The sequence below is a fragment of the Streptomyces sp. MH60 genome (assembly GCF_002939385.1).
GTDB lineage: Bacteria > Actinomycetota > Actinomycetes > Streptomycetales > Streptomycetaceae > Streptomyces.
On the sequence record NZ_MULI01000079.1, the window covers coordinates 16,449 to 30,829 of the forward strand.

General features: G+C 72.2%; 11 protein-coding genes and 1 riboswitch. Of the genes, 5 read left to right on the forward strand and 6 right to left on the reverse strand.

Annotation, left to right across the window (positions count from 1 at the left end):
* Positions 1-49: 49 nt before the first annotated feature.
* Positions 50-1,342, forward strand: a complete 1,293-nt coding sequence (locus tag BZZ08_RS31970; RefSeq protein WP_104635705.1) for an ATP-binding protein — start codon at positions 50-52, stop codon at positions 1,340-1,342.
* A complete protein-coding gene (locus BZZ08_RS31975; protein ID WP_104635695.1) occupies positions 1,339-2,085 on the forward strand; it encodes a LuxR C-terminal-related transcriptional regulator in 747 nt (248 codons plus the stop codon). Before BZZ08_RS31970 ends, BZZ08_RS31975 begins: the two co-directional genes overlap by 4 nt.
* Before the next feature lie 28 nt (positions 2,086-2,113).
* Here BZZ08_RS31975 and BZZ08_RS31980 read toward each other — a convergent pair whose 3' ends face one another.
* On the reverse strand, positions 2,114-3,169 hold the full coding sequence (locus BZZ08_RS31980; protein ID WP_104635696.1) for a C40 family peptidase: 1,056 nt from the start codon (positions 3,167-3,169) through the stop codon (positions 2,114-2,116).
* Positions 3,170-3,478: 309 nt separating this feature from the next.
* Between BZZ08_RS31980 and BZZ08_RS31985 the strand changes: the two genes are divergently transcribed.
* Positions 3,479-3,832, forward strand: coding sequence for a hypothetical protein (locus BZZ08_RS31985; protein WP_104635697.1), 354 nt, complete (start codon positions 3,479-3,481; stop codon positions 3,830-3,832).
* Here BZZ08_RS31985 and BZZ08_RS31990 read toward each other — a convergent pair.
* Positions 3,810-4,826 carry a tellurite resistance/C4-dicarboxylate transporter family protein gene (locus BZZ08_RS31990; RefSeq protein ID WP_104635698.1) on the reverse strand — a complete coding sequence of 339 codons (1,017 nt, stop codon included), beginning with the start codon at positions 4,824-4,826 and terminating at the stop codon, positions 3,810-3,812. The genes BZZ08_RS31985 and BZZ08_RS31990 overlap by 23 nt on opposite strands.
* 60 nt (positions 4,827-4,886) lie before the next feature.
* Positions 4,887-6,077: a C40 family peptidase gene (locus tag BZZ08_RS31995; protein ID WP_104635699.1), complete on the reverse strand. Its 1,191-nt coding sequence runs from the start codon at positions 6,075-6,077 to the stop codon at positions 4,887-4,889.
* A 7-nt stretch (positions 6,078-6,084) separates the two neighbouring features.
* A riboswitch (cyclic di-AMP (ydaO/yuaA leader) is annotated at positions 6,085-6,267 on the reverse strand.
* A gap of 252 nt (positions 6,268-6,519) precedes the next feature.
* On the opposite strand from BZZ08_RS31995, the gene pcrA reads away from it, so the two are divergent.
* On the forward strand, positions 6,520-9,009 hold the full coding sequence (gene pcrA / locus BZZ08_RS32000) for a DNA helicase PcrA (protein ID WP_104635700.1): 2,490 nt from the start codon (positions 6,520-6,522) through the stop codon (positions 9,007-9,009).
* A gap of 89 nt (positions 9,010-9,098) precedes the next feature.
* Here pcrA and BZZ08_RS32005 read toward each other — a convergent pair whose 3' ends face one another.
* Positions 9,099-10,745 (reverse strand): M23 family metallopeptidase, encoded by a 1,647-nt coding sequence (locus BZZ08_RS32005; RefSeq protein ID WP_104635701.1) that lies wholly within the window; start codon positions 10,743-10,745, stop codon positions 9,099-9,101.
* Between the two features lie 196 nt (positions 10,746-10,941).
* Positions 10,942-11,919 (reverse strand): esterase/lipase family protein, encoded by a 978-nt coding sequence (locus tag BZZ08_RS32010; protein WP_104635702.1) that lies wholly within the window; start codon positions 11,917-11,919, stop codon positions 10,942-10,944.
* 450 nt (positions 11,920-12,369) lie between these two features.
* On the opposite strand from BZZ08_RS32010, the gene BZZ08_RS32015 reads away from it, so the two are divergent.
* Positions 12,370-12,786 carry a cobalamin B12-binding domain-containing protein gene (locus BZZ08_RS32015; protein WP_003974171.1) on the forward strand — a complete coding sequence of 139 codons (417 nt, stop codon included), beginning with the start codon at positions 12,370-12,372 and terminating at the stop codon, positions 12,784-12,786.
* A gap of 191 nt (positions 12,787-12,977) precedes the next feature.
* On the opposite strand, the gene BZZ08_RS32020 is transcribed toward BZZ08_RS32015, so the two are convergent.
* Positions 12,978-14,381, reverse strand: a 1,404-nt coding sequence (locus BZZ08_RS32020; RefSeq protein WP_241965619.1) for a DUF5691 domain-containing protein, incomplete at its 5' end; no start/stop codon positions are given.

Genomic DNA, 14,381 nt, shown 5'->3' on the forward strand with positions numbered 1-14,381 from the left:
GGAACGACCCTGATGCTCCGGCTCACGCACCCGTGTGACCATCGGTGTCATGCCGGAAGCCGCAGCAGCACCCGTCGTCGAACCGCGGCCGCCGCGCAAGCTCTACCGGAGCAGCGACGGACGCTGGCTCGGTGGGGTGGCGCGGGGGCTCGCCGGGCATCTCGGGCTGCCCGTCATCTGGGTGCGGTTCGCCTTCGTCGGCCTGTTCATGGCCGACGGCCTGGGCGCGCTGCTGTACGCGGCCTTCTGGTTCTTCGTACCGCTGGGCGTCGGGGGAGTGGAGGCGCAGAAGCCGCCGTCGCTCGTCACCTCCGAGGCCGGGCCGGACGGCCGCCGCAGACTCGTGGCCCGCAAGCCGGACAAGGGGCAGATGGTCGCCCTGCTCCTCATGGTCGTCGTCGCCCTGGTCTTCGTGGGCAACGTCGACCTCGGCGGCGGCGCCAAGGTCTACCTGTGGCCGACCGTGCTCGTCGGCGCCGGCGTCGCCCTCGTCTGGCGCCAGGCGGACAACGCGCGCCGGGCCCGCTGGGCCGAGGTGGGACGCCACCGCCGCACGGTCACCCTGCTGCGCTCGGTGGCCGGCGTCCTGCTGGTGACGGCCGGCGTCACCGGCATCTTCGTCCTCCAGGGTTCCGCGGCCCACCTCGGCTCCGTGCTCCAGGCCGCCCTCGCCGTCCTCGTCGGCATCACGCTGCTCGCCGGCCCCTATCTGGTGCGGATGACGCAGGACCTCTCCGAGGAGCGGCTGATGCGCATCCGCGCGCAGGAGCGCGCCGAGGTCGCCGCCCACGTCCACGACTCGGTGCTGCACACCCTGACCCTGATCCAACGCAACGCGGAGAACGCGGGCGAGGTGCGCCGCCTGGCCCGGGCCCAGGAGCGGGACCTGCGCTCCTGGCTCTACAAACCGGAGGGCAACGGCAAGGACGAGGACGACGAGCCCACCACCCTCGCCGAGGCCGTGAAGCGCAACGCGGCGGAGGTCGAGGACAAGCACGGCGTTCCCCTCGAGGTGGTCGTCGTCGGCGACTGCCCCCTCGACGAGCGCGTCAGCGCACAGATGCAGGCCGCGCGCGAAGCGATGGTGAACGCGGCCAAGTACGGTGGCGAGGGCGGCGCCGTACAGGTCTACGCCGAAGTCGAGGGCAGGACGGTCTTCGTGTCCGTCCGGGACCGCGGCCCGGGCTTCGACCTCGACTCGATACCCGCCGACCGCATGGGCGTCAGAGAATCGATCATCGGCCGCATGGAGCGCAACGGGGGCACGGCGCGGCTGCGCGCGGTGCCGGACGGCGGCACGGAGGTCGAACTGGAAATGGAGAGGGCGGAGAAGACGTCATGAGCGACCCGACCGAGGGGAACGGAACGGCGGGAGCGGGCGAGGCGGCCGAGCCCGCACAGCCGGCGAGTGGTGGCGCGGGGGAGCGCCGCGTACGCGTGGTGCTCGTCGACGACCACCGCATGTTCCGCACCGGCGTCCAGGCCGAGATCGGCCAGACCGCCGAGACCGGCGTCGAGGTCGTCGGCGAGGCCGCCGACGTCGACCAGGCCGTCACGGTCATCACGGCGACCCGCCCCGAGGTCGTGCTCCTCGACGTCCACCTCCCCGGCGGCGGCGGGGTCGAGGTGCTGCGCCGCTGCGCGCCCCTGATGAGCGACGCCGAGCGGCCCGTCCGCTTCCTCGCCCTGTCCGTCTCGGACGCGGCGGAGGACGTGATCGGAGTGATCCGCGGCGGCGCCCGGGGCTACGTCACCAAGACCATCACCGGCACCGACCTGGTCGACTCCGTCTTCCGTGTCCAGGAGGGCGACGCCGTCTTCTCCCCGCGGCTGGCCGGTTTCGTCCTCGACGCGTTCGCCTCCACGGACGCGCCGCCGGTCGACGAGGACCTGGACCGGCTCACCCAGCGCGAGCGTGAGGTGCTGCGCCTGATCGCCCGCGGCTACGCGTACAAGGAGATCGCCAAACAGCTGTACATCTCCGTCAAGACGGTCGAGTCCCACGTCTCGGCGGTCCTGCGCAAGCTCCAGCTGTCCAACCGGCACGAGCTGACCCGCTGGGCGACCGCACGGCGGCTGGTCTGACGGCTCCGCACGGGGTGGCGTCCGCGTCTCACACCACCCGCGCGGCCCCCGCGAACGGCATCTCGTCGACCGGAGCGACGCGCACCGGCGCCGACGGGTTCGGGGCGTGGATCATCCGGCCGTTGCCGACGTAGATGCCGACGTGGCTGATGCCCGAGTAGAAGAAGACCAGGTCGCCGGGGAGCAGTTCGGACCGCCCGACGCGGCGGCCCGCGTCGATCTGGGCGTAGGTCGTGCGGGGCAGGGAGACGCCGGCCGCGCGGTAGGCGGCCTGGGTGAGGCCCGAGCAGTCGAAGGCGTTCGGGCCGGTCGCGCCCCACACGTAGGGGCTGCCGAGCTTTCGGTAGGCGTAGGCGACGGCCGCCGCGGCGCGGGAGTCGGGGGCCTGGACGGAGGCGGACAGGCCCTCCCGGGAGCCGGCGGAAGGCGCGCGGGAGGCGCGATCACCCGTCCCGTCCCCGACGCGGGCGCGTTCCTCGGCGGTCAGCCGGGACAGCAGGCGGCGGGCCGACTCCAGCTTGCCGGTGACGGTCTCGCGGTGACGTTTCAGCTCGGCCCGGCGCGACGTCAGCGAGGACACCTCGACGCGGGCGGCGCCGCGCAGGCGCTCGATCTCCCGCAGTTCCTTGCGTACGCGGCCCACCGCGGCCGTCTGCCGGCTGCCCGCGCGCTCGACGAACGCGGCGCCGTCCAGATACCGGTCCGGGTCGGACGAGAGCGCGAGTTGCAGCGCCGGGTCCAGGCCGCCGCTGCGGTACTGCGCCGCCGCGACCGAACCCAGTGCCTCCCGCGCCGAGTTCAGCCGGTCCTCCTTGCGGGCGGCCTCGTCCCGCAGTTCCTCCAGGCGCCGTTCGGCGGCGTCCGCCTTCTCCTTCGCGCCGTTGTACTTCTCCGTGGCCACCTCGGCCTCCTGGTAGAGCTTGTCCACCTTGGCCCTGACCTGCGCCGCCGTCGGCTGCGGATCGGCGTGTCCGGTCCCGCCCAGGCCCGTCGCGGTGGCCGCGCCCGCGAGGGTGATGGTGGCCGCCGTACGAGCCCTGCCGCCGCCCGTCGCGCGCTGTCGCGGCCTGCGGTGCGTTCCCACCTTGCGATCCACGTCCTTCCGTACGACTCGACCCCGGCCCGCGCCGGGTCGGCGCCGGTCCGCTCCGGCTGCCTGGGCCAGGACGCTAGGCGGGTCGGTAACGGTCCGGTGACGGGATGCACGGAAGTGGCGGCGGCGGATCGCGCGGCGACCGTATGCGACCGACACCCGCTCCAGGACCCGTCGTCTTCACGCAGGGTGATGACCGATATGCCGGATCGGAGGCGGACGGGGAACGTGAGCTGTTATGGGAGCGGCGGGCCGGGCCGGTGTCCGGGCGCGCCCGGGCCCTCATTAGGCTCCGGCCTCATGGACGTACTCATCCACCTCTTCGTCGGCCTGCACATCATCGGTATCGCCGCGCTCCTGGGCGGCTTCCTGACCCAGATGAAGGCGATGGGCCGGGACGCGGCCCGGTTCACCCCCGCGATGCTGCACGGCGCGCTGACGATGCTGGTCACCGGCGCCGTCCTGGTCGGCCTCAACCAGGCCCAGGACTACTCCGTCGACAACGTCAAGATCGGCGTGAAGCTCGCCGTGCTGATCGTGATCCTCGGCCTGGTCTACGTGAAGCGCGACGACGAGAAGGTGGACAAGCCGCTGTTCGGCCTGGTCGGAGCGCTGACGCTGGTGAACGTCTTCATCGCGGTGCTGTGGACCTGACCGCCGCCCCGGAGCCCTCCGCCGCGGACCGCAGTCCGGCCCGGGCCTGGACGACCGCCCCCGCCGCGACCGCCAGCCACCCGGCCACCGCGATCCACAGCAGCGCCCGGCCGGGCGCGTCCAGCCACGGGACGTCGACGACCACGGCCACGGACAGCGTCGCCGCCGCCGTCATGCCGAGCGGGAAGACGGTCGACCAGCGGCGCACGTCGTAGCGGAGGCGGGGCCAGGCGATCTCGGCGGCCAGCAGTACGGCGTACCAGGCCAGGTCGAGCGTGAGCAGGAGGACGGTCACGTCGTGCAGGACGGCCTGGTCGTCGGCGTTCCACAGGTACATGCCGGTCCCGGCCGCCGCGAGCAGCTTGGCGCCGGCGAGGGCCGAGATGGCGAGCGCGCCGCCCGCCACCCAGTGGTCCCCGGAGCCACGGGCCACCTGCCGCAGGTCGAAGCGGAACAGCGCGATCAGGTAGAGCACGATCCCCAGCCAGAACGGCACCAGCGCCGCGTGCGCCAGCCAGGGCGTCGAGGTGGCCGCGGCCAGCGTGGCGGCGAGCACGGCGAGCCCCTCCGTGGCCACGCAGCTCAGGAACACCGCCCCGGGCATCCCCCGCCCCCAGCGCTGCACCACCAGGTACAGCAGCCACGGCCACAGCAGGGCCGCCAGCACCAGCAGCACCGCCGCCAGGAGCGACCAGCCGAGCAGCGAGAACCGCGTGCCGAGCACGGTCGTCGCGGCGACGGCGGTGAGCGCCCCCGGCGTCCCGGCCCGCTGCACCCACTGCGCCCGGTCGGCAAGGAGCAGGTAGACGAAGTTCGCGGCCAGTATCAGCCAGGCGGCGCAGGCCAGGACCAGGGCGGTCCGGGACAGGATCTCGCGGCCCGTCAGATGCAGGGCGACCGACACGATGCCGGTCGCCATCACCGCGGCCCCGGCCGCCGGTGGACGCTGCGCCCACCAGGTGCGCAGCGCGGAGGGATGGGTGGCCGATGACATGCGCCCGATGCTAGGGCCTGTCCGGCGGATCGGATCGCAGGAGAGACGCGTTCTCGCCGATCAGGCCGGGCGCACCACGCTGTAGATGGACGACTCGCCGTCGTAGAAGATCGACTCCTCGCGGACGTACGCGCCCGGCTTCGGGGCGTGGATCATCATGCCGTCGCCGATGTACAGGCCGACGTGGCTGATGTCGTCGTAGAAGAAGACCAGGTCACCGGGTTGTGCCTGGGAGACGGAGACGGTCGTGCCCGCGTTGACCTGGTCGTAGGTGACACGCGGCAGGCTCACGCCCGCGGCCTTCCAGGCGGCCTGGGTGAGGCCCGAGCAGTCGTAGGAGCCGGGGCCCGTGGCGCCCCAGACGTACGGCTTGCCGAGCTGGGCGCGGGCGAAGGCGATCGCCTTCTCCGCCTTGGTGCCGTTGGAGGTGTCCGGCGTCGACGAGTCCGACGAACCGGTGCCGCCGGAGGTCCCCGAGGAGCCGGACCCGGAGCCGCTCCCCTGCTGCTGGGCGGCCTCCTCCTGCCGCCTGCGCTCGGCCTCCTGCGCCGCCTGCTGCTTCGCCAGCTCGGCGGCCTCGCGGGCGGCCTCGTCCTGCTTCTTCTTCTCGATCGCCGCGAGCCGGGCCTTCTCCTCGGCGGTCAGCTCCGACAGCAGCTTCCGCGCGGTGGCCAGCTTCTTCTGGACGGTCGACTTGGCCGTCTTGAGGTCGGTCTGGGAGCCGGTGAGCGTCTCGAGGCTCTCGGTGGCCTCCCGGCGCTTCTTCATCGTCTCGGACTGCTGGGTGACGTAGTCGTCGACGGCGCTCTTCTGCCGGCCGGTGAGCCGGTTCATCAGCTGGTTCTGGTCGAAGTAGTCCTGCGGGGAATCCGCGAGCAGCAGGGTCGCGGTCTCCGGGACCGCGGCGCCCGTGCGGTACTGGGCGGAGGCGAAGGAGCCCAGCTCCTCGCGCGCGTCGTTGAGCTTCTGGGTGCGCTGGGCGACGTCGTCGAGGAGGGTGTCGACCTTCTTGCGCTGCTTGGAGGTCTTCTCCTTGGCCGCGTTGTACTTCTCGGTCGCCGACCCGGCCTGGCGGTAGAGGTCGTCGACCTTCTTCTCGACCTCTTCGAGGGTCGGCCGGTCGTCCGACGGCGTGGCGCCCGCCGTCTGGGACAGCAGGGCGACGGAGGTGAGGGCCGCGGTGGCGAGGGCCGGGGTCCGTATGCCCGCGACGCGGGTACCGGTGGGACGCGACTTGCGGTGCGACGCCAAGGGAGGCGACTCCTTCCAGTGCTCCGCCTACCGGGTTAGCTGTCGGGTTCGGGCGGCACGGAAGGGTTGCCCTACGGCGTCCGCCCTCTCGTCTCGTCGAGGGCGGTGCGGCCGATTCACCCCAAAGGTCTCGGTTGGGTCCCCGGCTCCGGCTGCCGTGCGGGCAGGCCGGACTCGGCGGAGGCCGCGCGGCCCGGCGAGGTTCGCCGGAGGGGGTCGAGCGGCCTGCCCGCACGGTAGCCAACTCGTGTGGCCGCTGTGAAGGTTGGTGGGTGATATGCCCGATACATTTTCGTGACCTTCCGTGCGGGCGCCTCTGGGCGGCCAGTGGGCGTCACTCTTCGTGTTCCGGCCGGTCGCGGGGCGTGCCCGGTCCTGGAGCGCCGGGCATTTTCCGGGGTGGCACCGGGTTGTCGGTGGGGCGCCCTAGACTCGGAGAGCGATGAGCAGCCTCTTTGACGACAGCTTCCTGGCGAGCCTCCAGACCCCCCGGGGTCACGAGGAGGAACCCCCGCCGCCGCCCGAGGACGAGCACGGACCGGAGCCGGTTCCGCACGATCTGTTCGGCGGGAAGTTCGACGCGCCTCCGGACCGGGACACCCACTACCGGGACGGTGCCCCGCGCCCCGCCCTGGACGCCGCCGCGCTCCTGGAGGGGCTGAACGAGAACCAGCGCGCCGCCGTCGTCCACTCCGGCTCCCCGCTGCTCATCGTGGCCGGTGCCGGTTCCGGCAAGACCCGCGTGCTCACCCACCGCATCGCCCACCTGCTGGCCGCGCGGAACGTCCACCCCGGGCAGATCCTCGCGATCACCTTCACCAACAAGGCCGCGGGCGAGATGAAGGAGCGCGTCGAGCATCTCGTCGGCCCGCGCGCGAACGCGATGTGGGTGATGACCTTCCACAGCGCGTGCGTCCGCATCCTGCGCCGCGAGTCCAAGAAGCTCGGCTTCACGTCGTCGTTCTCGATCTACGACGCCGCCGACTCCAAGCGGCTCATGGCACTGGTCTGCCGCGACCTGGACCTCGACCCCAAGCGCTTCCCGCCCAAGTCCTTCAGCGCCAAGATCAGCAACCTGAAGAACGAGCTGATCGACGAGGAGGACTTCGCGGCCCAGGCCGCCGACGGCTTCGAGAAGACCCTCGCCCAGGCCTACGCCATGTACCAGTCGCGACTGCGCGAGGCCAACGCCCTCGACTTCGACGACCTGATCATGACCACGGTCAATCTGCTGCGTGCCTTCCCGGACGTCGCCGAGCACTACCGCCGCCGCTTCCGGCACGTCCTGGTCGACGAGTACCAGGACACCAACCACGCCCAGTACGCCCTGGTGCGCGAGCTGGTCGGCGTGCCCTCGGAGCACCCCGTCGACGTGCCGCCGGAGGCCGAGGTGCCGCCCGCCGAGCTGTGCGTGGTGGGCGACGCCGACCAGTCGATCTACGCCTTCCGCGGCGCCACCATCCGCAACATCCTCCAGTTCGAGGAGGACTACCCGGACGCGACGACGATCCTCCTGGAGCAGAACTACCGCTCCACCCAGACCATCCTCAGCGCCGCCAACGCGGTCATCGAGCGCAACGAGTCCCGCCGTCCCAAGAACCTGTGGACCAACCAGGGCAGCGGCGCCCGGATCACCGGGTACGTCGCCGACACCGAGCACGACGAGGCGCAGTTCGTCGCCGACGAGATAGACCGCCTCACCGACGCGGGCGAGGCCAAGGCCGGCGACGTCGCCGTCTTCTACCGGACCAACGCCCAGTCCCGTGTCTTCGAAGAGGTCTTCATCCGCACCGGCCTGCCCTACAAGGTCGTCGGCGGCGTCCGCTTCTACGAGCGCAAGGAGGTCCGGGACGTCCTGGCCTACCTGCGGGTGCTGGCCAACCCGGAGGACTCGGTGCCGCTGCGCCGCATCCTCAACGTCCCCAAGCGCGGCATCGGCGACCGCGCGGAGGCGATGATCGACGCGCTCGCCCAGCGCGAGAAGATCAGTTTCCCGCAGGCACTGAGGCGCGTCGACGAGGCGTACGGCATGGCCGCGCGCTCCGCGAACGCCGTCAAGCGGTTCAACACGCTGATGGAGGACCTGCGCACCATCGTCGAGTCCGGCGCCGGACCGGCGACCGTCCTGGAGGCGATCCTCGAACGCACCGGGTACCTGGCCGAGTTGCAGGCCTCCACCGACCCGCAGGACGAGACCCGCATCGAGAACCTCCAGGAACTCGCGGCCGTCGCCCTGGAGTTCGAGCAGGAACGGGCCGAGGGCGAGGAGGCCGGGACGCTGGCCGACTTCCTGGAGAAGGTCGCGCTCGTCGCCGACTCCGACCAGATCCCGGACGAGGAGGACGGCGACGGCGTCGTCACCCTGATGACCCTGCACACCGCCAAGGGCCTGGAGTTCCCGGTCGTCTTCCTCACCGGCATGGAGGACGGCGTGTTCCCGCACATGCGCGCCCTCGGCCAGGCCAAGGAGCTGGAGGAGGAGCGGCGCCTCGCCTACGTCGGCATCACGCGCGCCCGTGAGCGCCTCTACCTGACCCGGTCGACGCTGCGCAGCGCCTGGGGCCAGCCGTCGTACAACCCGCCCTCCCGGTTCCTGGAGGAGATTCCGGCCCCCCACCTGGAGTGGAAGCGTACCGGGGCGAACGGCCCCGCGTCCTCCGCGCCGGTCTCGGGCGTGGCGGCCTCGCTGTCCTCGTCCCGTTCCCGCTCGTCGGCGTCGGGTGCGTCCGGCTTCGCCACCCGCAGGTCGGCCGGTGCCGAGCAGCCGACGGTCTCACTGTCGGTCGGCGACCGCGTCACGCACGACCAGTTCGGGCTCGGCACGGTGGTCGGGGTCAAGGGCACCGGGTCCAACGCCGAGGCGACGATCGACTTCGGGGACACCAAGCCGAAGCGGCTGCTGCTGCGGTACGCGCCGGTGGAGAAGCTCTGAGGATGTGACGCGGGGCGGTGCGGTGAGGGCCCGGGCGTCAGCCCGGGCCGACCGTGGCCGCCCGGCCGGTCTGCTGAGACGTTACGGCGTCACGTCGGGTTGATGCCGTGGCTGCGCAGCCACGGCAGCGGGTCGATCGACGAACCGCCCGCGGGACGCACTTCGAAGTGCAGGTGCGGACCGGTCGAGTTGCCCGAGTTGCCGGAGAACGCGATCGCGTCGCCCGCCTTCACGGTCGTGCCGGAGGGGACCTGGTAGCTGGAGAGGTGGCAGTACCACGTCTCCGTGCCGTCCTTCGCGGTCACGATCATCATGTTGCCGTACGCGCTGTTGTACTGCGTCCGCACGGTGCCGTCGGTCGCCGCCATCACCTTCGTCCCGTACGACACGGGGAAGTCGATGCCGGTGTGGACGGACATCCAGTTGATGCCGGCCTGCCCGTAATAGGCGCTGAGGCCGTGCTGTTCCACCGGGAGCGCGAACTTGGGGCGCAGCCGCTCCTTGCGGGCCGCCTCCTCCGCCGCCCGCCTCTTCTCCAGGGCCTGCTCGGCCTTGAGGTCGATGCGCTCCTGGGTCCGGCTGGCCCGGTCGGCGAAGTCGTCGGCCCCGGCGGCCAGGCTCGTGAGCTGGGTGTCCAGCTTGTTGTTGGCGGCGGACGGCTTCACCGGCGCGGCCTGCGCGTTGCCCGGGTCCGGTGCCGACGCCGCGGCGTCCGCACTCTCGTCACCGGTCAGGCTGCCGACGGAGGCGGCCGCGATACCGGCGACGCTCATCACGCAGGCCGACGGCACGGCGATGGTCAGCAGCGCGGAGCGCTTGGCGGGCTGGCGGCGACGGGAACGCGCCCCGGCGCGGGAGCCGGTGCGGGCGGCCGGGACCCGGGCGGCGGGCGTGACCTCTTCCTGGTCGTCCAGCAGGGCGGTCACGGTGGGGAGTTCACCGGTGGCTGCCAACTCGCCGTCATGGGGGGAGGGTTCGGCGTTCTCGGCGACGGGCGTGATGTCCGGTGCGGCGTCGTCCGGGACGGGGTGCTCGGTCGCGCCGGTGACCGTGGGGTCCGCGTTCCACTGCGTGGCGTCGTAGGAGCCGGTGTCCGCGGGGCCGCCCGGGAACGCGCCGGTGTGGAAGGTACCGGTCGCGAAGGCGTTCGTCTCGTAGGCACCCGTGTCGAACGCCCCGGTGTCGAAGGTGCCGGTGTCGGCGATGCCGGTGTGGAAGGTGCCGGTGTCGAAGGTCTGCGTGCCCCAGTCCCACTGCTGGGTCGCGTCGGCCGGAGCGCCGGACTGGTCCGGAAGGCTCCAGTCGCCGGTGTCCCACTGCCCGGTGGCCTCGGGGCCCGCGGCCTGCGGCGGTACGGAGCCGTACTGCTGGTACCCGGCCGTCCACGTCGTCGTGTCGTAGGCGCCGGTGTCGTAGGCGGCGTGGTGCTGGGCCGCGTACGCGTCGTAGTGCGGGGTCTGCTCGCCGCCGGTGGACCACTGGGTGGTGTCGTAGGACCCTGTCGCCTCGTGGGTGCCGGTGGTGTAGTGGCCCGGCATGCTGCCGAAGAGGGGGTCCGTGTCGAAGGCCGAGGTGTCGGCGGTGCCGGTGGAAAAACCGGTGGAGGTGTAGCCGCCGGACGTGGTGAGGTCGCCGTACTGGGCCTCCCCTGTGCCGTACGACGCGTACTGCGCCGACGCGGCGTCGGAAGCCTGAGCCGGGGTGGTTCTTGTCCCCGACGGGTGACGGTCGTTCACCAACTTCTCTTTCGCCTCGACAACAGGGGCTGCCAGAGCAGTGCGGCGACTGTACCCGGCGGTATACGGGCACGACAATCTTCGTCAGGTTTCACGAGCGAAGGAAACGGGCAATCGGCCGTGTTTTGGGGGACGGCGGGCACGAGTTTGGCTTTGTGTTCGAGAATTGTTCGAGTCCGAACGGGTTGCTCCGGTCTCAGGCCACGGTCAGCCCGCCGGAGCGTTTGCCCGTTTCCGTACCCGTTTCCACGCCTGTTTCCGGTCCGGCGGTGTCGAGCGCCTGCCGTATCCCCGTGGCCACGGTGGGGTGCACGGGCAGCGCGAGGTGGCCGATGCCGCTCACCCGGACGTTCTCCACGCTCAGGTCGGGATGGTCGAGACAGGCCGTCTCCAGCGGGTCCATCACCCGGTCCAGGTCGCTCCAGAAGCTGACGAACCGCGTACGGCAGCCGGGGGCCGGCCAGGTCAGCTCCTCGATCACCGCCGATCCGGGACGCATCTGGCGCACGATCGGGTGCGCGTTCGCCAGCGGCACCACCTTGGTACCGGCGTGCGGGGTGCCGAGCGTCACCAGGGTGCGGACGCGGAGGTCTCCGCCGAGGCGCTGTACGTAGTAGCGCGCGATCAGTCCACCGAGGCTGTGCCCGACGACGTCGACCTGCTCGCTGCCCGTCCGCTCGCAGATCTCCTCGATGTGCCGGCCGAGCAGCTCGGCCGCGGTGCGGATGTCGCAGGTCAGAGGGGAGTAGTTCAGCGACTCGATCTCGTGCCTGCCGTGCTGGGCCAGGCTGCGGCGCAGCAGCAGGAAGACCGAGCGGTTGTCGATGAAGCCGTGCAGCAGCACGACCGGGGGGCTGGCCGGGGCCGGGAGCCTGGGGGGCGGCGGGGACGGCTCCGGGCCCTGGGCGTCCGCCGGCCGAAGGGCCTGGACCGGGCGCCGCTCCTGGATGATCCCCGAGGGGTAGAGGAGGAGGTGCCCGGCGAGGATCGCGGCCTCCAGGGCGCTTGCCTTCAGGAGGGTCAGCGAGAGTCCGGTCAGTCGGCCCGGAAGGCCTGCCAGGTCCGGGAGTCCTGGGACCGCGGGGAGCCCCGGAAGACCGGGAAGTCCCGGAAGCCCGGGCAGGAGACGCTGGACGAGGGGGAGAAGGGGCAGTGCTGCCGTGGTGACCTTCATGGGCCGACCTCCTGTCGGCACGCGCAGGGACGCCTCTGTCCCCCCGTGTGCCCTCATGGAGCGCCGTGACACCAGTGACTGGTGCTGTTTGCGAGGTTTATGCCCACCCGTGTTCCGGCATGCCGTACCAGAGCCCTGTGGGACTTATGAGGCCTGTGGGGTCGGTGAAATGGCGATGAGGCCCGCTGCCGATCTGTGCTGCCCTCGCTGCGGCTCTCCGTGCTCTCCGTGCGCGTGCTGCCGCCGCGCCCCGGTGCGGTGTGCGGCGAACGTGTCCCACCGTGTGATTTCCCCCTCTGTATCCACCGCGAAACTGCCGGTTGCGGGATGCTGGCGATAACGTTCGTTCACTTCCCCCGGACACTGTGGTGCGGGGCTCCGCGCCGCGAGGACGTGAAGTGTGCGGTACTTGTCGGTACGGATGGATGTAGTCGCTTCATGGAGGCAGTGATGGGTGTGGCAGCCGGTCCGATCCGCGTGGTGGTGGCCAAGCCGGGGCTCGACGGCCACGATCGCGGGGCCAAGGTGATCGCGCGGGCCCTGCGTGACGCCGGTATGGAGGTCATCTACACCGGGCTCCACCAGACGCCCGAGCAGATCGTCGACACCGCGATCCAGGAGGACGCCGACGCGATCGGGCTGTCCATCCTCTCCGGTGCGCACAACACGCTCTTCGCCGCGGTGATCGAGCTGCTCCGGGAGCGGGACGCCGCGGACATCCTGGTCTTCGGCGGCGGGATCATTCCCGAGGCGGACATCGCCCCGCTGAAGGAGAAGGGCGTCGCGGAGATCTTCACGCCCGGCGCGACCACGGCGTCCATCGTGGACTGGGTCCGGGCGAACGTACGGGAGCCCGCGGGCGCGTAGGCACGGGCTGTCCGGGCTTTGGCCGTTTAGCCCTGGCCGTCGAGCCCTGGCCGTCGAGCCCTGGGCGTCTACCCTGGCTGTCCGGCGTCGGCGAGCGGCCGTCCCGTCGGCGCGGGTGCCGCCCCCTCCGTGTCCACGCGGGCACGCCTCGGACCGCCGGGTGCACGGGCAGCGGGTCCCGGGGTGGCGGCTCACGGCCCCGCCCGGAGTTCCTCGGCCATCGCCGCCCGCAGACGCAAGGTCGTGACGAGCCGCTGGAACGCCTCCGCCCAGTACCACCCGGCCCCCGGCGACGCGTCCTCCCGCTCGTCCGGTATCGCCAGCAGGCCGTCGAGGCGGCCCGCCTCCGAGGGGTCGAGGCAGCGCTCGGCCAGGCCCATGACGCCGCTGAAGCTCCACGGGTAGCTCCCGGCGTCCCGGGCAATCTCGAGCGCGTCGACCACCGCACGGCCGAGTGGCGTGGCCCACGGCACCCCGCACATGCCGAGCAGCTGGAACGCCTCGGACAGTCCGTGCGTCGCGATGAACCCGGCGACCCACGCGGCGCGTTCACCGGCGCTCAGCGTGCCGAGCAGCTTGGCCCGCTCGGCCAGGGACACCGCGCCCGGGCCCCCGGCCTCGGGCGCCGTGGGCGCGCCCAGCAGTGCCCTCGCCCACCCGCCGTCGCGCTGTCGTACCGCCGCGCGGCACCACGCGGCGTGCAGCTCGCTCTGCCAGCCGTCCGACACCGGCAGGGCGACGATCTCCTCGGGGCTACGACCCGCGAGCCGGGCCGGCCAGGTGGCCAGCGGTGCCGCCTCCACCAACTGGCCGAACCACCAAGAGCGTTCCCCCCGTCCGGCGGGCGGCTTGGCCACCACGCCGTCCCGCTCCATGCCCGAGTCGCACTCGTGGGGTGCCTCGACGGTGATCGCCGGCGGGGTGCGGGTGCGGTCGAGGGACACGCACGTCGCGGCCCGCGCCGCCATCCGCGCGGCCAGCGCCGAGTGCGGCAGCGCCGAGAGCAACTCGGCCGCCGTGGCTCGTACGTTGCGGCTGCGGTCGGTCAGCGCCTGCTCCAGAAACGGTTCGTCCGCCGCCTCCAGCCCCGTCCGCAGCGAGTCGAGGAACATCAGCCGGTCCTCGGCCCGTTCCGTCTCCCAGGTCGACGCCAGCAACTCGCGTGCACCAGCCGGATCGCGGGCGCGCAGGGACGCCAGGAGAGCGACGCGTTCGGCGAACAGGCCCTCGCCCCAGAGCCTGCGCGCCCGCTCCGCGGCATCGGCACCCGGCGCTGCGGTCCCTCCGCCGGGCGTCGCACGCAGGGCGAACCGCCAGTCCGGATTCAGCCGGGCCAGCCACAGGGCCCTGGGCCCCGCGAAGGCCAGCGCCGCCGGCCGCAGGTCCGTACGCCCCCGCGCCGCGTCCAGCAGCGCCGGAAGCGCCTGGGGCGGCGGCGCGAAACCGCGGGCGTTCGCCGTCGCCAGCCACTGGGGCAGCAGCTCCATCAGATCGGGCGCGCTGCCTCTGCGGCCGCCGCCCGCCGTGCCGGGGCGGTCGGTGAGCAGCATCGTGAGCCGACGGGCGGCCGCGTCCGGCAGCGGCGGGCGGGGGTC

Bases quoted from the DNA above. Each gene is read 5' to 3' on its own strand.
- BZZ08_RS31970 (WP_104635705.1), top strand. From the start codon at position 50: ATGCCGGAAGCCGCAGCAGCACCCGTCGTCGAACCGCGGCCGCCGCGC.
- BZZ08_RS31975 (WP_104635695.1), top strand. From the start codon at position 1,339: ATGAGCGACCCGACCGAGGGGAACGGAACGGCGGGAGCGGGCGAGGCG.
- BZZ08_RS31985 (WP_104635697.1), top strand. From the start codon at position 3,479: ATGGACGTACTCATCCACCTCTTCGTCGGCCTGCACATCATCGGTATC.
- BZZ08_RS31990 (WP_104635698.1), bottom strand. From the start codon at position 4,826: ATGTCATCGGCCACCCATCCCTCCGCGCTGCGCACCTGGTGGGCGCAG.
- pcrA (WP_104635700.1), top strand. From the start codon at position 6,520: ATGAGCAGCCTCTTTGACGACAGCTTCCTGGCGAGCCTCCAGACCCCC.
- BZZ08_RS32010 (WP_104635702.1), bottom strand. From the start codon at position 11,919: ATGAAGGTCACCACGGCAGCACTGCCCCTTCTCCCCCTCGTCCAGCGT.
- BZZ08_RS32015 (WP_003974171.1), top strand. From the start codon at position 12,370: ATGGGTGTGGCAGCCGGTCCGATCCGCGTGGTGGTGGCCAAGCCGGGG.